Annotated in this window: 18 protein-coding genes and 1 pseudogene; 6 read left to right on the plus strand and 13 right to left on the minus strand. The window is 71.9% G+C overall.

The window, feature by feature from the left end:
- Positions 1-3 precede the first annotated feature (3 nt).
- The gene (locus OIE67_RS01580) at positions 4-891 is read left to right on the plus strand and encodes a carbohydrate ABC transporter permease (protein WP_106248846.1); all 888 of its coding nucleotides are present in this window, start codon (positions 4-6) and stop codon (positions 889-891) included.
- Between the two features lie 34 nt (positions 892-925).
- On the opposite strand, the pseudogene OIE67_RS01585 reads toward OIE67_RS01580, so the two are convergent.
- Positions 926-2,118, minus strand: a pseudogene (locus tag OIE67_RS01585) (RNA-guided endonuclease InsQ/TnpB family protein); the annotation flags it as partial.
- Positions 2,119-2,267: 149 nt separating this feature from the next.
- Here OIE67_RS01585 and OIE67_RS01590 point away from each other — a divergent pair.
- Complete coding sequence (locus tag OIE67_RS01590; protein WP_326635946.1) at positions 2,268-3,128, plus strand: carbohydrate ABC transporter permease; 861 nt, start codon at positions 2,268-2,270, stop codon at positions 3,126-3,128.
- A 38-nt stretch (positions 3,129-3,166) separates the two neighbouring features.
- Here the strand turns inward: OIE67_RS01590 and OIE67_RS01595 are convergent, their stop codons facing one another.
- From OIE67_RS01595 to OIE67_RS01635, 9 genes are all read right to left on the minus strand, one after another.
- Positions 3,167-4,171, minus strand: coding sequence for a 2-hydroxyacid dehydrogenase (locus tag OIE67_RS01595; RefSeq protein ID WP_435876062.1), 1,005 nt, complete (start codon positions 4,169-4,171; stop codon positions 3,167-3,169).
- On the minus strand, positions 4,168-4,782 hold the full coding sequence (locus OIE67_RS01600; RefSeq protein WP_326635948.1) for a histidine phosphatase family protein: 615 nt from the start codon (positions 4,780-4,782) through the stop codon (positions 4,168-4,170). Before OIE67_RS01600 ends, OIE67_RS01595 begins: the two co-directional genes overlap by 4 nt.
- Positions 4,783-4,854: 72 nt before the next feature.
- Positions 4,855-6,390: an FGGY-family carbohydrate kinase gene (locus OIE67_RS01605; RefSeq protein WP_326635950.1), complete on the minus strand. Its 1,536-nt coding sequence runs from the start codon at positions 6,388-6,390 to the stop codon at positions 4,855-4,857.
- Positions 6,387-7,862 carry an FGGY-family carbohydrate kinase gene (locus OIE67_RS01610; RefSeq protein WP_326635952.1) on the minus strand — a complete coding sequence of 492 codons (1,476 nt, stop codon included), beginning with the start codon at positions 7,860-7,862 and terminating at the stop codon, positions 6,387-6,389. Before OIE67_RS01610 ends, OIE67_RS01605 begins: the two co-directional genes overlap by 4 nt.
- A complete protein-coding gene (locus OIE67_RS01615; RefSeq protein ID WP_326635953.1) occupies positions 7,862-9,094 on the minus strand; it encodes a sugar ABC transporter permease in 1,233 nt (410 codons plus the stop codon). The genes OIE67_RS01610 and OIE67_RS01615 overlap by 1 nt, the downstream gene beginning before the upstream one ends.
- The gene (locus OIE67_RS01620) at positions 9,091-9,849 is read right to left on the minus strand and encodes an ATP-binding cassette domain-containing protein (RefSeq protein WP_106248855.1); all 759 of its coding nucleotides are present in this window, start codon (positions 9,847-9,849) and stop codon (positions 9,091-9,093) included. The genes OIE67_RS01615 and OIE67_RS01620 overlap by 4 nt, the downstream gene beginning before the upstream one ends.
- Positions 9,850-9,859: 10 nt before the next feature.
- A complete protein-coding gene (locus OIE67_RS01625; protein WP_326635956.1) occupies positions 9,860-10,951 on the minus strand; it encodes an ABC transporter substrate-binding protein in 1,092 nt (363 codons plus the stop codon).
- A 125-nt stretch (positions 10,952-11,076) separates the two neighbouring features.
- Positions 11,077-12,042, minus strand: coding sequence for a sugar-binding transcriptional regulator (locus tag OIE67_RS01630; protein ID WP_106248857.1), 966 nt, complete (start codon positions 12,040-12,042; stop codon positions 11,077-11,079).
- Between the two features lie 73 nt (positions 12,043-12,115).
- Positions 12,116-13,090 carry an ArsR/SmtB family transcription factor gene (locus OIE67_RS01635; RefSeq protein ID WP_326635960.1) on the minus strand — a complete coding sequence of 325 codons (975 nt, stop codon included), beginning with the start codon at positions 13,088-13,090 and terminating at the stop codon, positions 12,116-12,118.
- Between the two features lie 59 nt (positions 13,091-13,149).
- Between OIE67_RS01635 and OIE67_RS01640 the strand changes: the two genes are divergently transcribed.
- Positions 13,150-14,340, plus strand: a complete 1,191-nt coding sequence (locus OIE67_RS01640; protein ID WP_326635962.1) for an MFS transporter — start codon at positions 13,150-13,152, stop codon at positions 14,338-14,340.
- A gap of 80 nt (positions 14,341-14,420) precedes the next feature.
- Here OIE67_RS01640 and OIE67_RS01645 read toward each other — a convergent pair whose 3' ends face one another.
- Positions 14,421-15,410 carry a LacI family DNA-binding transcriptional regulator gene (locus OIE67_RS01645; RefSeq protein WP_245956343.1) on the minus strand — a complete coding sequence of 330 codons (990 nt, stop codon included), beginning with the start codon at positions 15,408-15,410 and terminating at the stop codon, positions 14,421-14,423.
- Positions 15,411-15,478: 68 nt separating this feature from the next.
- Here OIE67_RS01645 and OIE67_RS01650 point away from each other — a divergent pair, with 68 nt between their 5' ends.
- Together OIE67_RS01650 and OIE67_RS01655 are read left to right on the plus strand one after the other, a co-directional pair.
- A complete protein-coding gene (locus OIE67_RS01650) occupies positions 15,479-16,651 on the plus strand; it encodes a CynX/NimT family MFS transporter (protein ID WP_326635966.1) in 1,173 nt (390 codons plus the stop codon).
- A 19-nt stretch (positions 16,652-16,670) separates the two neighbouring features.
- Positions 16,671-17,336 (plus strand): hypothetical protein, encoded by a 666-nt coding sequence (locus tag OIE67_RS01655; protein WP_326635968.1) that lies wholly within the window; start codon positions 16,671-16,673, stop codon positions 17,334-17,336.
- A 13-nt stretch (positions 17,337-17,349) separates the two neighbouring features.
- Here the strand turns inward: OIE67_RS01655 and OIE67_RS01660 are convergent, their stop codons facing one another.
- Both OIE67_RS01660 and OIE67_RS01665 read right to left on the minus strand, forming a co-directional pair.
- A complete protein-coding gene (locus OIE67_RS01660; protein ID WP_326635969.1) occupies positions 17,350-17,895 on the minus strand; it encodes a cysteine dioxygenase in 546 nt (181 codons plus the stop codon).
- A complete protein-coding gene (locus OIE67_RS01665; RefSeq protein ID WP_326635970.1) occupies positions 17,892-18,875 on the minus strand; it encodes an amidohydrolase family protein in 984 nt (327 codons plus the stop codon). The genes OIE67_RS01660 and OIE67_RS01665 overlap by 4 nt, the downstream gene beginning before the upstream one ends.
- A 203-nt stretch (positions 18,876-19,078) precedes the next feature.
- On the opposite strand from OIE67_RS01665, the gene OIE67_RS01670 reads away from it, so the two are divergent.
- A complete protein-coding gene (locus OIE67_RS01670) occupies positions 19,079-20,071 on the plus strand; it encodes a LacI family DNA-binding transcriptional regulator (RefSeq protein WP_326635971.1) in 993 nt (330 codons plus the stop codon).
- Positions 20,072-20,090 lie beyond the last annotated feature (19 nt).

The raw sequence follows: 20,090 nt of genomic DNA on the forward strand, positions 1-20,090 counted from the left end.
GGAATGCTTGTGAGGCGGGCGCGTACGTGGCTGCCCGGACTCCTCCTCGTCACGCCGTCGATCGTGCTGATCGGCGTCTTCGTGTACGGCATGCTCGGCTGGAACTTCCGGGTCGCCATGACCGACCAGCACGATGCCGTGTCCGAGGGGAAGTTCGTCGGGCTGCAGAACTTCGTCGACATCTGGGACCTGCCCCGGTGGCACCTGTCGGTGAACCACGCGATCATGTTCACGGTCGTGTTCGTGCTGGGGGCGCTGCTGCTCGGGTGGCTGCTGGCGTTCCTCATGGAGAAGGGGATCAGGGGCGAGGGCACCTTCCGCGCGATCTACCTGTTCCCGATGGCCATCTCGTTCGTGGCGACCGGGATCGTGTGGCGCTGGCTGATGAACTCCGGGACGGGGGAGCGGGCGGTCGGGCTCAACCGGCTGTTCGACTGGATCGGGCTGCCGCAGTGGCAGTGGTTCCGGGATCCGGACTGGGGGATGGCCGCGATGGCGCTGCCGGCCATCTGGCAGATGTCCGGATATGTCATGGCACTTTTCCTGGCGGGGTTCCGCGGCGTGCCCGAGGAACTGCGCGAGGCCGCGCGGGTGGACGGCTGCACCGAGTGGGGCGTCTACCGGCACGTGGTACTGCCCCTGCTCAGGCCGGTCACGCTCTCCGCGCTGATCATCCTGGGGCACATCTCGCTCAAGGTCTTCGACCTCATCGTGGCGGTGTCCGGAAAGCAGATCATCACGGACGTGCCCGCCGTGTTCATGTGGGTGGCCGTGTTCGACTCGAACGATCCGGCGAAGGGGGCCACGATCGCCTCCTACATCGTGCTCAGCGTGGCGATCTTCGTGATCCCGTACCTGGTCTGGTCGGTGCGTAAGGAGAGGCGATCTTGACATCTCCCCCCTCCTGGAGGAGGGGGACTCTCACGGTCGCCCGTGAGGTTTCCTGCTTCACTGCCGGTTGCCCGCCCGAGAGGGTTCTCGTTGAGGTCTTACACCAGCTCCACAGGCGTTTCAGCTCTCCGCCAGCCCGGCGGCGAGCACGTTCCTGGCTGCGTTGACGTCCCGGTCATGAACCGCGCCGCAGGCGCAACCCCATTCCCGCACGCGCAACGGCATCTGTTCGCGCAGGGCCCCGCACGCGGAGCACAGTTTGCTGGAGGGGAACCAGCGGTCAACCGCCACCAGCGTGCGCCCGTACCACCGCGCTTTGTACTCCAGCATGAAGCGGAGTTCTCGCCATGCGGCGTCGGAGATGGCGCGGGCCAGGCGGCGGTTTTTCACCAGGTTACGAACGGTCAGGTCTTCCACAGCGATCACTTGGTTCTCGCGAACAAGCCGTGTCGTGACCTTGTGCAGGTGGTCTTTTCTGCGGTCGGCGATTCGGGCGTGCACCTGGGCGACCCGCTGTTTCGCCTTGGCCCGGTTGTTGCTGCCTTTCTCCTTGCGGGCCAGCGCCCGCTGAGCCTTGGCCAGCTTTCGCCGGTCGCGGCGCTCGTGACGAGGATTGACGATCTTGGCGCCGGTGGACAGGGTGGCCAGCGCGGTAATCCCGGCGTCGATGCCCACCTTCGACGTGACGGGCGGCAGCGGGGCGATCTTCTCTTCGAGCAGGATGGAGACGAACCAGCGGCCGGCCGCGTCCCGGCTCACGGTTACCGTGGACGGCTGCGCGCCTTCCGGCAGCGGACGCGACCACACGATCGCCAGCGGGGCGTCCATCTTCGCCAGCGTCAGCTTGCCGTCGCGCCAGCGGAACGCCGACCGGGTGTACTCCGCAGACGCCCGCGACTTCTTGAGGGACTTGAACGTCGGGTATCTGGCGCGCTTGGCGAAGAAGTTCGCAAACCCCTCTTGCAGATGCCGCAATGTCTGCTGCAACGGCACGCACGACACCTCCGACAGGAAGCCGAACTCGCCGCTGCGCTTCCATTCCGTGAGCATCGCCGAGGACTCCGCGTAGGAGACGCGGCGGCCTTGCCGGGTGTAGGCGCGGGTGCGTTCTTCCAGGGCTTTGTTGTAGACGAGGCGGACGCAGCCGAACGTCCGGGCCAGCTCCACGGCTTGCCCAGAGGTCGGGTAGAAGCGGTATTTGAAGGCCCGCTTCACGATCTGCGCCACGCCTCACATGTTATCGCCGCGATCAGCCAATTATCGCGCGTTTGTTCGATTGCGGCGGTCCGTCTGGGGACTCGCCTGCCCCTGTTCTGCTCCGCAGGGGTCCGATTTCTTCCCCGCCTGAAAGCGGGGGTCTTCCTCGGAGGTATTTGATGACGGCGGTGGCCGGGCGCAGGGCGGCGGTGTTCGGCTGGACGAAGGTCGGCCTGCTGATCCTGTTCGTGTTCGTCTTCCTCATCCCGATCTACGTGCTGCTGGTGACCAGCTTCAAGCCGCTCACCGAGGCCGACCCGGGGCAGGCGTGGAACCTGCCGCAGACGTGGACGACCGAGGCGTGGCGGGTGGCCTGGGAGAAACTGGCCCCCGGCCTGTGGAACAGCGTGCTGCTGGCGGTGCCGGGGTCGCTGCTGTCGTGCGCGCTGGGCTCCATGAACGGCTACGTGCTGTCCAAGTGGCGCTTCCCCGGGGCGGACGTGCTGTTCACGCTGTTCCTGTTCGGCATGTTCATCCCGTACCAGGGGGTGATGATCCCGCTGGTGCAGCTGCTGGTGTGGGTGGACGAGCAGGCCGGCCTGCAGGGCGTCTTCTACGGCGGCATCCCCGGGCTGGTGCTGGCGCACGTCGTGTACGGCATCCCGATCTGCACGCTGATCTTCCGCAACTACTACGTGACCATCCCCGACGAGCTGATCGAGGCCTCACGGGTCGACGGGGCCGGGATGTTGCGGGCGTACTGGTCGGTGGTGCTGCCGGTGTCCGCGCCGGCCATCGCCGTGGTGATCATCTGGCAGTTCACCTCGCTGTGGAACGACTTCCTGTTCGCCGTCTTCCTGACCGGGCCGACGAGCTGGCCCACCACCGTGATGCTGAACAACATCGCGGGCGCGCAGGCCACCCCGTACAGCCAGCAGATGGCGGCGGCCATCCTGGCGTCCGTCCCGACGATGGTGATCTACGTCGTGCTGGGCCGGTTCTTCATGCGCGGCCTGATGGCGGGGGCACTCAAGGGGTGACCCCACAGCGACCCCCGAGCGCCCCCATGCGGACCTCTTCAGGGGGTCGCCAGATGGGCGAGTGGCTCGCCGCGTACGTAGCGGGCCACGTCCGCCGCCACGATCGAGGCCGCCTTCATCGCGGTCTCCTTGCTCGCCCCGGCCAGGTGCGGGGTCATGACCAGGTTCGGCGTGGTGAGCAGGCGTGAGCCCGCCGGGATGGGCTCCTCGGGGAAGACGTCCGTCGCCGCGCCGAACAGGTGGCCGGAGTCGAGGGCGTCGCACAGGGCGTCGTAGTCGAGCAGCGCGCCCCTGGCGCAGTTGACCAGGACCGAGCCCCTGGGCATGGCCGCCAGCTCGGCGGCGCCGATCATGCCGGCCGTCTCGGGGGTGGCGCGGGCGTGCAGGGAGACGAAGCGGGAGCGCCGGAGCAGCTCGTCCAGCTCGACCTTGCCGGGCAGGTCCACGTACGGGTCGTGCACGAGCACCCGCGCGCCGAAACCCTCCAGCATGCGGGCCACGCGGCTGCCGATCGCGCCGTAGCCGACCAGGCCGACGGTGCTGCCGTCCAGCTCGGGGCCGACGTTGTCATAGGTGTAGTAGTCGCCCCGCCACACGCCGCCCGCCAGGTCGGCGTGGGTCTGGGGGATGCGGCGGGTGGCGGCCAGCAGCATCGCCAGCGTGTGCTCGGCGGTGGCGACGGCGTTGCGGCCCGGCGCGTACGTCACCGCGACCCCCGCCCGCGCGGCGGCCTCCAGATTGGCGTTGACCGGTCCGCCCCTGCTCACGCAGAACAACCGCAGGTCGGGGGAGGCGTCCAGGACGCGCTTGGTCAGCGGCGCCATCTGGGTCACGCACACCTCGACGCCGCGCAGCGCCTCGATCAGCTCGTCCTCCACGTCGGAGGCCTCGTCCACCTCCCCGACCCGGCCGAACGGCTGCACCGGCCACGGCAGCGTCAGCTCGCTGAGGTCCACCCCGCCGGGGACCTCGCGTCTGAGAGCGTCGCCGAACAGGCTGTTGCGGACGAAGTGATCACCGGCGGCAAGGATCCGGATGGTCAACGAACGGCTCCAATCGGGGAGTTGTACTGCAGCAGCGCCACCCGGCCCGCCCTCAGGCGCAGCTCGGTCAGGGCGCAGTTGTCCAGGCGCGGGAACAGCCGCCGGTACTCGCCGAGCGGCACCCCGATGAGCCGGCACAGGGTCAGCCTGATGGCCGTCGTGTGCGCGACCACCAGGACCCGGCCGTCGGGATGCGCGGCGGCGACGTCGTGCAGCGCGCCGGCGAAGCGGGCGGCGGCCTCGTGCGGGTCCTCGCCGTCCGGCAGCGGGTTCGCGGCGGGGTCGGCCTCGAAGGCGGTGCGGGCCTCGGGGAAGCGGGCCGTCATCTCGGCCGAGGTGAGGCCCTCGCCCTGGCCGAAGTCCAGCTCGCGGAGCCGGGCGTCGGTCCGCACCGGCAGGCCCGCCTCGTCGGCGGCGGCCTGCGCGGTGATGCGGGCGCGGCTGAGCGTGGAGGCCCACACGGCGGCCAGGCCCGCGCCCGCGGCCCATCCGGCGAGCCGGGCGGCCTGCTCGTGGCCGCGCGGGGTCAGCTCGATGTCGCTGATGCCCGCGTAGCGGTTCTCGGCGTGCCAGACGGTCTCGCCGTGACGGACGAGCACGAGGTCGGTCATGGGGTCGTCCTCTCGTGGGTGAGCACGAGGTCGGTCATGAGGGGGTCCTCTCGCGGGTGCGCACGAGGCAGGTCATGCGGTGGTCCTCTCGCGGGCGTGGGTGGCGGCCTCGGGGTCGAGCCAGCCGCGCCGCTCCAGCTCGGTGACGAAACGGACGTACGCCTCGCCCAGGCGGGCCTCCGACGGTTCGACCACCGCGCGGGTCCTGATCATGCGGGCCGGGTCGCCGCCCGCCAGCACGGCCATGCCCAGGGCGGGCTCGGCGTTCTCGCGCAGCGTCACGGGCCGCTCCAGGACGTCGGCGCGCAGCTGGGTCCAGTACGCGCTCCTGGTGGCCCCGCCGGTCAGGATGATCTCGCCGTCCACCGGGGCGCCGAGCAGGTCGAGGTAGTCGAAGCAGAGTCGCTCGACGAAGGCCGCGCCGAGCAGGATCGCGGCGTACCGCTCGACGTCGTCGGCCGGCTCGCCGAGCGTGAACGACTCGGCGTCCGGCGCGGCGAAGGGGAACCGCTCACCACGCGAGACCAGCGGATAGGTGACAGCCGGTGGCACGCCCGGGACGCCTGATCCTGGGACGCCTGATCCTGGGACGCCTGGTCCTGGGGCACCGGGGCTCGGGGCGCGGCCGGGCGTGCGGCGGGTCGTGCGGCCCGGCTGGGGGCCGTAGCGGGCGGCGGCCTGGGTGCTCAGGGCGTCGAGGTCGCGGCCGGGCAGGTCGCGGGTCAGGACGCCCGCACCCGTGCTGGACGCCCCACCGGGCAGCCACGAGCCGTCGGGGGCGCGGTGCGAGTACACGACGCCCAGCGGGTCGTGGATCAGTTCCTTCGTGACCCCCTTGAGCACCAGCGTCGTGCCCAGGACCGAGTTCCAGCTGCCGGCCCGCTGCGCGCCCGCGCCGAGCTGGGCCGCGCAGCCGTCCGTGGTGCCGGCGATCACCGGGGTGCCCTCGGGCAGGCCGGTCTCCCCGGCCGCCGCCGCGCACACCTCGCCCAGCCGGGCGCCGGGACGTACGACGTCGGGCAGCATCCCGGCGGGCACGCCCAGCGCGTCGAACACCTCCATCGGCCAGCGCTCGCCGATCAGGTCGACGCCGGTCTTGAGCGCGTTGCTCAGGTCGGTGGCCACCTCGCGCCCCACCAGGCGGCGGTTGACGAAGTCGCTCTGGTGGGCCAGGCGGGCGCCGGCCGGAGCGCCGGGCAGCAGCCACAGCAGCTTCGGCAGCCCCCAGTTGGGCTGCATCCGCCGGTAGCCGAGCCGTTCCCACACGGCCGCGCCCGCCTCGTTCGCCCGTTCCGCGCCGGCGCGGCGATCGTCGTACATGAGGGCGGGCGTCAGCGCCCGGCCCGAGGGGTCGGTGAGCAGGATCGTTCCAGAGGTCGCGTCCACCGCCACGCCCTCGACCCGCTCGCCGGCCGGCACGCCGCGCAGCGCCTCGCGGGTCGCCGCGGCCAGCTCGCGCCACCACTGCTCGGGGTCCTGCTCATGGCGGGGGCCGTCGCGGTGGCTGGTCAGGGGGCGGCTACCGGTGCCGAGCACCGTGCCGTCGCCGGTGACGGCCAGGGCACGCACGCTCTGCGTGCCGAGGTCGATGCCGATCCACACGCTCATGTACGGCCTCTCATCGCGCCGAGCAGCGGCCAGGCGCCGGCGTTGTTCGCGCGCAGGGTCAGGAAGTCCTCGTAGAGCTGGTCGTAGCGGGCCCGCCGCGAGGGGTCGGGCTCGACCGCCTCGCGCAGCCGTACGTGCTGCCCGGCGGCCTCGGCGATGGACGGCGCGGCACCTGTGGCGGCCAGTCCGACCAGACAGGCCCCGCGCGCCCCCACCTCGGTGTCGGCCGAGCGCCGCACGGGCAGCCCGGTGACGTCGGCGATGAGCGCGAGCCAGGTGGCGCTGGCAGAGCCGCCGCCGCACACCCGCAGCTCCGTGGGGTCGGCCCCGGTGGCCGCGAGACAGTCGCGGATGACCATGGTGAGCCCTTCCAGCACGGCCCTGGCGACGTGCTCGCGGCCGTGCTCGAACGACATGCCCAGCAGCGAGCCCCTGGCCAGCGGGTCGGAGAACGGCGCCCGCTCACCGGCCGGCGACAGGTACGGCAGGAACGCCAGCCCGCCCGCCCCCGGCTCGCTCAGCAGCGCCAGCTCGCCCAGGTCGGCCGGGCCGTCCAGCCCGAGCAGGCGGCACGTCCACTGCACCACCTCGGTGCCGGCGAACGTGGGGAAGGCCCGCAGGTAGCCGCCGGGCAGCGCGATGGTGATGCCGGTCGGCGCGCCGTCCAGGTCGGGGGCGTCCACGACGACCTCGGTGCACAGCGTGGTGCCGAGGATGCCGCACGCCTGCCCCGCCGACACCGCGCCCGAGCCCAGTGCCGTCGAAGCGATGTCGTACGGGGCCATGACGACCGGCGTCCCGGCGGCCAGGCCGAGCGCGGCGGCGGCGTCGCGGGTCAGCTCGGCGACCGGGCAGGCCCGGACCGGGGGCAGCAGCCGTTCTGCCCACTCCAGGCCGAACAGGGACAGCAGGTCCGGCGCGTACGCCCGCGTTCGCAGGTCCATGAACGGCGCCGAGGCGTCGGACTCGTCGGCCACCAGCTCCCCGGTGAGCCGGGAGTAGATCCAGCCGCCGCAGGTCAGGTTCGCGTGCGAGCGGGCGAGCCTGTCGGGGTCGTTCGCGTGCAGCCAGGTGAGGATGGCGTGCGGAAGGCCGGAGGCGGCGGCGGAGCCGTTGCGCCGGAAGGCGGCCTCGGCCAGCCCGTCGCGCGTCCAGGCGTCCACGTATGAGGCGGCCCTGGCGTCGTTCCAGAGGATCGCGGGGCCGGTCGGCTCACCGGCGGCGTCCACCAGCCAGCAGCCGTCGCCCTGGGCGGTGACCGCCACCAGGTCGGCGCCGCCCACCTGGGCGGCGACCTCGCGCACGGTGGCCGCGACCGCGTCCCAGACCGCGTCCATGTCCTGCTCGGCGTGGCCGGGGGCGGGTCTGGACACGACGGTCGCGCGCCGGGCGACGGCCGCCTCGGCGCCGGAGGAGTCGTACCCGACCGCCTTGATGACCGTGGTGCCCGCGTCCACGCAGATGATCGCCATCAGGCCCTGCCGTGGGAGGTGCGCGACCGGCGCGACACGGAGTCGACGATCACGGCGAGCAGCAGCACGGCCCCCGTGACCACGAACCTGATCGAGGAGTCGAGGTTGAGCAGGGTCAGGCCGCTGGAGATGGACTGGATGACGATGATGCCGAGCAGCGCGCCGAACGCGGTGCCGCGCCCGCCGAACAGGCTCGTCCCGCCGATCACGGCCGCCGCGATGGCGTTGAGGTTGACGTCGCCCGCGCCGCTGCTCTGGTTGGCCGCCGCCAGCCGGGCCGCGGCCATGATGCCGCCGACCGCGGCGAACGTCGAGCAGAGTACGAACACGGAGGTGAAGACGGCCTTGACGTTGATGCCCGCCCGGCGCGCGGCCTCCACGTTGCCGCCCACGGCGTAGACCGAGCGGCCCCACTTCGTCCGCGACAGCAGGTAGTGCATGATCAGCACGAGCGCGACGAAGAAGACGAACATCCAGCCCACGCCGCGCGTCTGGCCGAGGTACCAGACCACGAAGGCCAGCACCGCCAGCAGCGCCACGCTCCTGACGACCAGCGTCGAGAGGCTCTTGGCCGACAGCCCGGCCTTGCGCCGCGCCTGGGCGTGCAGGTAGCCGCTGAGGAACAGCCAGGCGGAGGCGATCACGGCGAACGCGTACGACAGCGGAGCCGGGACGAAGTCGAGCTGGGCGAAGTTCACCAGCGCCGAGTCGAACGGCAGGTTGATCGACCCCTTGGTGCCCAGCACGTACAGCTGCAGCCCGAGGAAGGCGAGCAGCCCGGCCAGCGTGATGACGAAGCTGGGCACCCCGAACCGGTTGAACAACTGCCCGTACAGCCACCCGATGACCGCGCCCATGAGGACCGAGGCCAGGATCGCCACCCAGACCGGCAGCCCCTGGCCGACGAAGAGCACGGCCAGCACCGCGCCCGACAGCCCGCTGACCGAGCCGACGGACAGGTCGATCTGGCCCACCAGCAGCACGCACACGATGCCGAGCGCGATCACGCCGACGGCGGCCGACTCCAGAGTGAGGTTCACCAGGTTCGCGCTGGACAGGAAGATCGGGTTGAGCGCCTGGAACACCGACCAGATGACGATGAGCCCGACGACGACCGGGATGACCCCGAGGTCGCCGCCGCGGGCCCGTTCGACCACGTCGGTGATCGCGCCGCGCCACCCGTCACGGCTCTGCAACCGCTCGTCCTGGCGGTCGGTCGTCACGGCGCTCACTGCTGCCCCCTCTGGTTGCGGCGGGACACCACGTTGTCCGTGGCACCGGTGATGGCGGCGATGATGTCCTCGGTGGAGACCTGGTCCACCGCGAACACCCCGTTGTTGCGGCCGAGCCGCAGCACCGCCACGGTGTCGGCGACGGCCTTCACGTCCGCCATGTTGTGGCTGATCATGATCACGCCCAGCCCGTTCTCGCGCAGCCGCTCGACCAGGTTGAGCACCTCGGCCGTCTGGGCCACGCCGAGCGCGGCGGTGGGCTCGTCGAGGATGATGACCTTCGGGTCGCCGAGCAGCGACCTGGCGATGGCCACCGTCTGCCGCTGCCCGCCCGACAGGGCCGCCACCGGCACCCGCACGCTCGGGATCTTGGCGGAGAGCTGGCGCAGCAGCTCCCACGAGCGGGTCTCCATGGCCACGTCGTTCAGCCGGAGCGGACGGATCTCCTGGCCGAGGAAGAGGTTCTGGATGACGTCGAGGTTCTCGCACAGCGCCAGGTCCTGGAAGACGGTGGCGATGCCGAGCTTGTGGGCGGCGGCCGGGGTCGGGATCTCCACCTGACGGCCCTCGAACGTGATCGTGCCCGAGTCCGGCGGATGCACCCCCGACAGGATCTTGACCAGCGTGGACTTGCCCGCGCCGTTGTCACCCACGACGGCGACGACCTGGCCGGCGGCGACGTCGAGCTCGATGTCGGTGAGCGCGGCCACGGCGCCGAAGGTCTTGTTGATGCCGCGCAGCGACAGGACGGTCATCGGTCCGCTCCTACTTGATGCCGAGCTCTTCGCAGCCCTTGGCGTACGCGCCCGTGCACACGTCGGCGGCCTTCATGATGCCGCTGTCGAACAGCACTTCCTTGGTGTTGTCCTTGGTCACGACCGTGGGGACGAACAGCTCGGAGGGCGTGTCGTAGAGGGTGGTCTTGCCGGCGGGCTTCTTGCCCTGCATGAATTCCCAGGCCACGTTGGCCGAAGCCTCGGCGACGATCTTGATGGGCTTGGAGATCGTGTTGTACTGGTCGCCCGCGATGATGCGCTGCGCGGCGGCGATCTCGGCGTCGTTGCCGGTGATCGGCGGCACCTTCCCGCCCGCGGCCTTGAACGCGGCGATCGCGCCGCCGCCGGTGCCGTCGTTGGCCGCGACCACGCCGACGATCTGGTCCTTGAACTGGGTGATCTGGCCGCTGACCCAGGTCTGGGCCTTCTCCGGCTGCCAGTCGGGGGTGTCGTACTCGGCGAGCAGCTTGAACCCGCTCGGGTCGACCGCGCTGTGGATGCCCTTCTTGATCAGCTGGGCTGCCGCGTCGGTGGGGGAGCCGTTGACCTGGAGGATGCCGCCCTCGGCCTTCTCGGCCTTGAGGTGGTCCACCAGGGACTGGGCGATCATCGAGCCGATCTTCTCGTTGTCGAACGAGATGTAGTAGTCGGCGGGCGTGGCCGGGATCGGCCGGTCGTAGGCGATGATCGGCACCTGCTGCGACTGGGCCGACTTCACGATCGTGGCCGCGGCGGCGGAGTCGACCGGGTCGATCACGATCGCCTTGACGCCCTGGGCGAGCGCGGAGTTGGCCTGCTGCTGCTGCTTGGCCGCGTCGGAGTCGGCGTTCTGGTAGATGACCTCGCAGGTCGGGCAGAGCTGCTTCATCCTGGCCTCGAACAGCGGCTTGTCCTGCAGCTCGTATCGGGTCGAGGCGAGGTCGGGCATGAGGAAGGCGACCTTGGCGTTCTGCAGGTCGCCGCCGCCGGTGCCGCCGGCATCGCCACTGCCGCCGGAGCCGCCGCCGCACGCGGCCAGCACCGAGGTCGCGAGCACCGCCACTGCGGCGAACGCGGAGGTCCGCATCTTAGCTCTGTTCACGGGTGTTCCTTAGGTTCCTTGACGCTCGCCGGCCCCCGAGAAGGGGACACGCCCTCACGGGAGGGCATGTCCCGTGGTGCGGCTCACGTTAGCGCGCGTTCAGAAACTTTGTCCAGCAAATGTGTTCAGAGTTGGTGGGCGGCTGCCAGCAGGCCCTCCGCGGTCGGGGTGTCCGTGACGAGCTGGTTGAAGTAGCCGCCCCTGGCTCCGGCGACGATCGAGAGCACCTTCTCCGCGCCGACGGCGACGGCGATCGTGTGGGGGATGCGGCGCAGCTCCTCCGGCTTCGCCGCGACCAGGCGCTCGCTGCCCGGATAGGTCACCGGGGCCCCGTCGCGGTCGTAGATGCGCATGCACACGTCGCCCACGGCCTGGCGCAGGCTCTCGGCGTCGCGCGGCATGAGGGAGGGCACCATCTGCCGCATCAGCGGGGCCGAGCCGACGCCCACGATCGCGCACTTGGCGTGCGCCCACAGGTCCATCACCCGGCGCACGGACGGCTCGTGCTGCAACGAGTAGAACAACTCGGGGCCGGGCAGCGCGGGGGCGTAGAGGTAGGCGGGCACGCCGCCCGCGCGTTCGGCCAGGATGCGGGTGGTCTCGTTGGTCTGGAACCAGGGCTGCGGCTCCTCCTGGCCGCCCACGGCCGGGGCGATCGTGACGCCCGGGTACTGGCCCAGGCCCTCGCGGGCGCACTCGTACACCGTGGTGCCCGAGGAGACGAGCACGACGTCGCCGGATTCGAGGCCGACGGCGGCCAGCGCGCGGGTCACGCCGGGCGCCAGCCACGGGCCCAGCGTGGGGCCGCTGACCTTGGGGACGAGATAGACGCGCGCCAGCCCGAGCGCCCGCGCCACCTCGTCGGCCAGCGGGCCGTCCTCCAGCGCGGCCGGCCGGTGCACCTTGATCTCGACGATGCCCTGCCGGCGCGCCTCGGTGAGCAGCCGGCTCACGGTCGCCCTGCTGACGCCCAAGCGCCCCGCTATGTCGCCCTGTGTGGCGTCCTCCATGTAGTACTGCTGGGCCGCCGCGTACATCAGCTCGGGGGCGAACCTCGGCTGTGCCTCGGGGGCGACGTCGGCGGCATTCATGCGCGCGCTCCTGATACGGCTTGTGAACAAAGTTGCAGAATGGATGCCCAACGACTATACCTGCGTGCCCAGGCTAGCCGTTGATCAAGGCCTCGCCCAGAGGGGTGCGCGTGTACAGGACGCTCCGGCCGACGCGGGTGCCCACGATCACGCCCGTCCTGCGCAGCGCCGCGAGATGGCCGCCTGTGGTGCCCAGGCTCTGCCCGAGCAGCGCGGCGAGCTGGGTGGTGGTCGCCGGCTCCGCCAGCTCGGCGAGGATGCGGGCCCGGCTGCGGCCGATCAGCGCCGCCAGGTCCGCGTCGGGCGCGGGCGGAGCGGCCGCGAGGCCCCTGACGGGATAGACCAGCGCGTACGGCCAGGCGTCCTCCAGATAGGTGCCGATGACGCCCATGAACGCCGACGGCAGGAACAGCAGGCCCTTGCCGTCGAGCCGGTGGGTCCCCCGCCTGGTGGTCAGCTCGACCTCGATCCGGCCGCTGCGGTGCCAGCGCACGTTCGGGCGCAGGTCTTCGAGGGCAGCCTGCCAGCCGTACGCGGCCAGCCGCCCGGCCCGCTGCGCCACGTCGCGCTGGAGCACCGCGCGGAAGCGGGGCCAGTCGTGGGAGAGGATCTCGCGCCACAACGCCTCGTACGCCGCCGCGAACCGCCGCACCACGTCGGGCCCCAGCAGCAGCTCCCTGATCCAGTCCGGCACGGGCGGCCGGGCGGACAGCGCCCGCCGGATCTCCCCGTGCGCCGTCTCCAGCGGCGTCGCGCGCATGGCCGCCAGTTCCGCCTCGAACGGCACGTCCACGGCCGTCGGCGGGGGCGCGACGAAGTCGACGTTGGCGTCCCCCTTGTTGCCGCTGATCACGGCCGACGCCCGCAGCACGGGATGCTCCCCGACGAGCTCCTGGTACGTCTCGCGCCACCGCGCCGCCCACGGGCCGTTGGCGCCGGCGGGGTAGCGGCCGGCCAGCACCCACTGCGCGTGCATGGTCTCGATGAGCGGTGAGATCGCGAACCTGCTCGCCATCACGTCCTGAGGTACGACCTCAATCGTCACCATGTTTCGGTTATATCCGAATAAGTCGCGTGGGGAGGGAGCGGGCCAGCACCATCTGGCGTGTGAAAGGCGCGACGTTCGGCGAGGTGTTCGCCGTCAAGGAGTTCCGGGTGCTGTTCGGCAGCTTCGTGCTGCTGGTCGGCGGAGACTCGATCAAGATGCTGGCCCTGTCGGTGCTGGTCTACACGCGGACCGGCTCACCCGGGCTGTCCGCGGCGGCGTACATGGCCGGGTGGCTGCCGTTCATCGTGGGCGGGCTGCTCCTGCTCTCGCTGGCCGACCGCCTGGCGCCGCGGGCGCTGATGGTGGCGGGCGAGCTGATCAGGGCCGTCACGTGCCTGCTGCTCGCCTATGCCGGGCTGCCGGTCTGGGCGATGCTGGCGCTGGTGCTGGTCACGGGCGTGTTCTCGCCGGTGTTCTTCGCGGCGCGGGCCGCGATGCTGCCCGAGGTGCTGCCGGGGGACGCGTTCGTGCTCGGGCGGTCGATGCTCAACGTGGCCTCGGCCAGTGCGCAGGTCGTCGGGCTGGCGGCCGGGGGCGCGTTCCTCGCCTTCGCCGGGCCGGCCGGCGCGCTCGCCGTCACGGCCGGGCTGTCGGTGGTGGCCGCGCTGGTGCTGCGGTTCGGGCTGCCGTACCGGGCGGCACGGGGCGGGGAACGGCGCGGCGCGGTCCGGCAGACGCTGCGGGTCAACCGGCGGCTGCTGGCCGACGGCCGGGTCCGCGGGCTGCTGCTGGCCGGCTGGCTGCCGTGTGTGTGCCTGGCGGGGGCCGAGGCCATGGTCGTGCCGTACATGGGCGGGCAGGGACAGGCGGGCGTGGTGCTCGCGGTGGCGGCCTGCGGGATGGCGGCCGGCGAGTTCGCGGTGGGGCGGTTCGCGGCCCCAGGACTGCGGGAGCGGCTGTCGTTGCCGCTGGCGGTGCTGCTGGGGGTGCCCTGGCTGGCGTTCGCGCTCTCGCCCGGGGTCGCCTGGGCGGCCGTGCTGGCGGCGATCGGGGCGGCCGGGCTGTCGTACCAGCTGGGGTTGCAGCGGCGGTTCGTGGACGCGGTGCCGGAGGAGGTGCGGGGGCAGGCGTTCGGGCTGCAGTCCGCCGGGCTGATGACGGGACAGGCGGCGGGGGCCGCGGTGGTGGGCGTGCTGGGGGAGGTGGTCGCGCCGGGGCAGGCCATCGCGCTGTCGGGGGCGGCGGGCGTGGTGGTCGCCCTCGCCCTGGCCCGCGTGCTGCGGCCCGCGCCCGCACGCGTCGTGGCTTGAGGCCCGCACGGCTCGGCTTGAGGCCCGCACGGTTCGCGGCCTCAAGCCTGTGGGATCGCGGCTTGGCGCCCGTGCGGTTGCTACAGGTGTTCCGGGGTGAGTTCGCCCGAGCCGCGGGGGATGAGGCGTACCGGGAGCTCGATGTGCTCCGACGGGCCCGTGTCGCCGCGCAGGCGGCGGAACAGCAGCTCGGCCGCCACCCGCCCCATCCAGGACGGATCCTGCGCCACCACGCTCACCCCCGGGTCGAGCAGGTCGGCCAGCTCGAAGTCGTCGAACCCCACCAGCGCCGGCCGCCGCCCGTCCAGCACCCGCAGGGTGGTGACGGTGCAGCGGCCGTTGCCGGTGAACAGCGCCGTCGGCGGGTCGTCCAGGCCGAACATGCGCTCCACGGCCGCCCGCACCGCCTCGGGCGCAGGCGTCCGCATCGAGACCAGCCGCTGGTCGAAGAGCCCGCCCAGCTCCTCCTTGTAGCCCTGCAGCCGCCCGGCCGCGGTGAAGATGGCCGGGTCGTCGCCGAGGAAGGCGATCCTGCGGTGACCGTGGCTCAGCAGGTGGCGCACCGCCTGCCTGGCGCCGCCCACGTTGTCGCTGAGCACGGTGTCCACGTCGATCCCCGCGCCCGGCGGCCGGTCGGCGAACACCACGGGCGTGCCCGCCTCCAGCTCGGGCCGCAGATAGGTGTGGTCGTCCCCGGCCGGCACCATGATCAGCCCGTCCACCCGTCGCGCGCAGAAGGTCTCGACCAGCTCGCGCTCCCTGCCGGGCTGCTCCCCTGACGACCCGCTCAGCAGCAGGCAGCCATGGTCGATCACCACGGTCTCCACCGCCCGGCTCAGCCCCGCGTAGAACGGGTCCGCCACGTCCTCGATGACCAGCCCGATCGTGGCGGTCGTGCCTCTGCGCAGCACCCGGGCGCTCTCGTTGCGGCTGTAGCCCAGCCGGTCGATGGCCGCCCGCACCCGCTCGGCCGTCTCCGGATGCACGCCGGGCTCGCCGTTCACCACCCGGGAGACGGTCTTGAGCGCCACGCCCGCCGCCGAGGCGACGTCCTTCATCGTCGGTCTCACGTCTGGATCATTCCCTAATCGGGACCGGTAGACAACGTTGTCAAGAGGTTATGCGAGAGTGGTCCTCTATGTCGTTCAGATCCGCTCTGCTCGTGGCGGGGTTCGCCCTGGCCGCGCTGAACCTGCGACCGGCCATCGCGGGGCTCTCGCCGCTGCTCGACGAGATCATGGACGACGTGGGTCTCAGCCCCGCGGGCGGCGGCGCGATCACCACGGTCATGGTGGTCTGCCTCGGGGTGTTCGGGCCGCTCACGCCGATGCTCGCGCGCCGCTTCGGGCTCGACCGCACCCTGCTGGCGGGGCTGCTGGTCATCGCGGCCGGCCTGGCGCTGCGCGGTCTCGACGGCGCCCCCGTGCTCTACCTCGGCTCGGCTCTGGCAGCCACGGCCATCGCGGTCATGAACGTCTCCATGCCCGGCATCGTCAAACAGCACTTCCCCGCCCGGATCAACCTGATGACCGGCGTCTACGTCTCGTGCGTGGTGGCCGGCGCGGCGGCCGCGTCCGCTCTCGTCGTCCCGATCGAGCACACCACCGGGTACGGCTGGCGCGGCGTCTCCGCGCTCCTCGCCGTCCCCGCGCTGCTGGCGGCGCTGCTCTGGCTGCCGCAGGCGCTGCGCGGGCGGGCCGGCGGGCAGAACGGCCCCCGCCCTTTCGGCGCGGTGCTGCGCAGCCGCGTCACCTGGTACGTCACCGCACTCATGGGCCTGCAGTCCCTGACCTTCTACGTCATGCTGGCCTGGCTGCCGACGATCTACCTCGAAGCCGGCCTCGCCGCCGACCAGGCCGGCTACCTGCTCAGCCTGACGAACCTGGTCCAGGTCGGCACCTCCCTGGCGGTGCCCGTGCTGGCCGGGCGGCGGGCCTCGCAGGTGCCGTACGTGATCGGCGCCGGCGTGCTGACCGTCTTCGGGTATCTGGGCGTGCTGCTGGCCCCGACCACCCTGCCGTGGTTGTGGATGATCGTGCTCGGGATCGGCCAGGGGGCCTCGTTCGCGCTGGCCCTGCTGATCATCGCGCTGCGCCCGGCCGACCCCGCCGGGGTGACCGCGCTGTCGGCCGTGGCCCAGTCCGTCGGATATGTGATCGCCGCGCTGGGGCCGCTGCTGTTCGGGTACCTGCGGCAGGTGTCGGGGTCCTGGACGGTGCCGCTGACGGTGGGGCTGGGCGTGGTCGGGGTGCAGCTCGTGGCCGGCTGGTTCGCCGGACGCCCTGGTACGTTGATCAGGTCCGCCCCCTAGTTTCCCCGGGAGAGGCAGCGTGCTGACCGAGACGCTCCAGCGGATCGCCGACTCGCGCGGCGGGGTGCTCGGCGTGGAGCCCCGCCTGGTCATCGAACCCGACGAGAGCTGGACGCCGGTCGCGGAGCTGCTGCGGGAGCCGTACGAGCTGCTCGGGCGGCTCGTCGACGACACCGCCGCGCGCTGGAACGCGCCACGGCACGTCGGCGCGGCGCTGTTCTGGAAGACCTACAGCTACTGGCACACGCTGCCGATGGCGCTCGGCTGGGCGCTGGACGGGCGGGTGCCGATCATGCGCCTGGCGGACACGTGGTTCAAGGTGTCCGGGGCCGGGGTCACGCTCGCGGCCACGCACGTGAGCTGGGACGCCGGCGCCGCCGCGATCTCCAGGGCGCTGGAGGAGTCGCAGCGGCCGCTCGTCGAGGCCATCGGCGTCCTGGCCAAGGTGGGAGAGCGCACGCTGTGGGGATCCACGGCGGAGGCGATCGCCCACCCGCTGACCTCGATCGTGCCCGGCGACTACATGAGACTGCTGCACGAGCTCGGCCGGCCCGTGGACGGGCTGATCGAGCCCGTCGGCGACGACTACTTCCGCCGGACCTGCTGCCTGTGGATCACCCTGCCCGACGTGGAGCCCTGCGGCAGCTGCTGCGTCCTGCGGCCGCCGGGTCCCCGTAGCGCCTGAGACCCGGCGAACCTCAGGCCACCGAAGTGATCGGGTCGTCCATCGGGCGCAGCTCGTCGGCGTAACTGACCGAGACGCGGCGCATGACGCCGGTCCCGTCGATCGAGTACTGACCCAGCCGCCACAGCGGCGGCGAATAGGCGTGGATCGACACGCTCTCGTCCACCGCGCCCGTCAGCCGGTGGATGTGGTCGGGCCCGAACGAGAACGACTGACCCGCCGGCACCACCGTCTCCAGGTGCTCGCCGCCGATCCGCGGGTTGCACTCCCGCAGCGCGCCCCGCACCACGTGCACGGCGCCCGAGGAGATGTCGTGGTCGTGCCAGCCCGTGTCGTCCTCGGGCCGCCAGCACAGCAGCCAGACGTCCACGTACGCGTCGCGGTAGAGCGAGGCGTAGTGGCGTCCGCCGTCGGCGGGGAATTCCACCTGATCACGCCACTCCTCAGGATGCGCGGCCAGGTCGTTCACCAGGTCGCGCAGCTCACGACGGTCGAGCGTGCGCTCAGGGAGCCCGGCACAGGTGCCCCCGCCCTGGATCTGGTCAGTGGTGGTGCTCACTTACGGAGTCTCCCTTCGCGTTTGTTGTCAGCGTCTGATTTGCCGCCCTGCGGGCGGCGGGCTCGGTCGCCAGATGCCGCCGTCTTCCCCCGCTCCGGTCGCTGCGCTCCCTCCGCTCCTCCAGACGACGGCACTCCCTCGCCAAGCAAGCGGGCTGGGTTGACGGTCCTGATGGCGTGGGCGGCGGCTGCGCCCAGGCCGGGGTCGGGGGCGGTGGCGTACGGGGCGTCGGAGCCGTTGACGACGACGTCGATGCCGAGTTCGCGGACGATCGCGTCGATCGCGCGGGGGCCGTACGAGGAGGTCTCCACGAAGAAGTCGCGGTCCACCAGGCCGCGCCCGCCACCGCCGCGGGCGATCAGGCGCTCGGAGTGCAGCGGCGCCAGCCCGGCGAGCAGCGCGAAGCAGACCCGCAGCCGGGGATGGCGCGGCCGGACGACGGCGTGGAAGTAGTGCCACGACGCGTGCATCTGCTGCACGTACGGCACCAGCGCGGGCCACCACGACGGCGTTCCCGCCGGCGCCAGGGCCGGCCCAGGGTGCACGAAGAGCGGCAGGTCCCTGGCGGTCAGCACGTCGAGGAGCCGGTCGTCCGGGATCGCGGTGGCCGGGATCTGCAGGCCGGCCAGGCCGCGGTCGAGGTCCCCGGCCAGGCGGTCGGGGTCGGGCTCGCTGTGGCAGGTGGCCGCCCACACCCCGAACGGCTCGCCCAGCGACAGGCCGCCGTCGTGGTGGGCGTCGATCAGCGGCCAGCACTCCTCGGGCGGCAGGAACTCGATGCCCAGCGGGCTCGACAGCGACACCAGCGCCAGCTCCAGGCCGGTGGTGTCGCGGTGCTCGTGGTCGGCGGGATCGACCTCGTACGGGGGCTCGCCGTCGAGGATGAGCGTCCAGCCGTCGAGGTAGGGCGGCTTCGTCCGGGCGCGCAGAGCATCGACGAACGTGCTGGTCCACAGGTGCTGATGCACGTCGACGCTCATGGCGGCCCCCCTCTCCCGCTATTTCCTACTCACAATACATGTAAACGCTCTGCGCTGTGTCGTCTTGGAAGTGAACCGTTTCACTGATACGTTTCAGTGAACCGCTTCACAAGAGGCTTGTCAACGGTCCGCCCAGCTCGGAAACCCGACAGAAGGGTGTCGGGAAATCGGCTTCTGTCGGTGCCACGCAATAAGCTGGCTGAATGCCTCGCAAGAGAGCCACCATCCGTGAGGTGGCCCAGGCCACCGGCCTGTCACCGGCGGCCGTCTCCTACGCGCTACGCGGCCTGCAGGTGTCGGAGGAGACCAAGGAGCGGGTGCGCGCGGCGGCCGCCGAGCTCGGCTACGAGGCCGACCCCATCGCCAGGGCGCTGGCCAGCGGCCGCACCGGGATGATCGGCCTGCTCTGCGGCTCCCTTGAGGACCTGTGGCAGCAGGCGCTGGCCGTCGGCATCAGCCGCGGTCTGCGGGAGAAGGATCGTTACGCGCTGATCCTCGACGCGGTCGGCGATCCGGCCAGGGAGCGGGCGCTGGCCCAGCAACTGCGTGACCAGCGTGTCGACGGGCTGATCGTGCAGTCGATCGATCCGGCGGCCGGGTTCTGGCCCGAGCTGTGTGAGTCGGTGCCGGTGGTCGCGATCGGCGACTCCATCGCCGGCACGGCGGGCGAGGTCGTCTTCGACAACCGGCGCGGGGTGACGCTCGCCCTGGAGCACCTGCGCGCCTCCGGCCACCGCCGCATCTCCGTCCTGACGCCCACCATGGCCAGCACGCCCGACCGGCCCGCCGACGTGCACGTCACGGCCGAGGCCGACCGGCTGGGGCTCGACATCGAGGTCGCCACCGCGCCCCACGGGCTGGCCGGAGCCACCGAGGCGGCCCGCGAGCTGCTGGCGGGCAAGCGGCCGAGCGCCGTCTTCTGCTTCGCCGACTCGATCGCCTACGGGGTCTACGCGGCCGCGCAGGAGCTGGGGTTGTCGGTGCCGGACGACGTGTCCGTCATGGGTTACGACGACCATCCGATGTCGGGCCTGCTCTCGCCGGGTCTCACCACCGTCGACTGGGACATCGACGGCATCGTCCGCGCGGCGGTCCGGCTCATCTCGGCGGCGGCCGACGGCGGCACCCGGCGGCGGCGCGTCATGCAGACCCCCACGCTGCGCGAACGGGGCTCGGTCACCCGGCTGGCCTCCTGACCGGCCGGGGCAGCCGGTG

Source organism: Nonomuraea fuscirosea, assembly GCF_035917475.1.
Lineage (GTDB): Bacteria > Actinomycetota > Actinomycetes > Streptosporangiales > Streptosporangiaceae > Nonomuraea > Nonomuraea fuscirosea.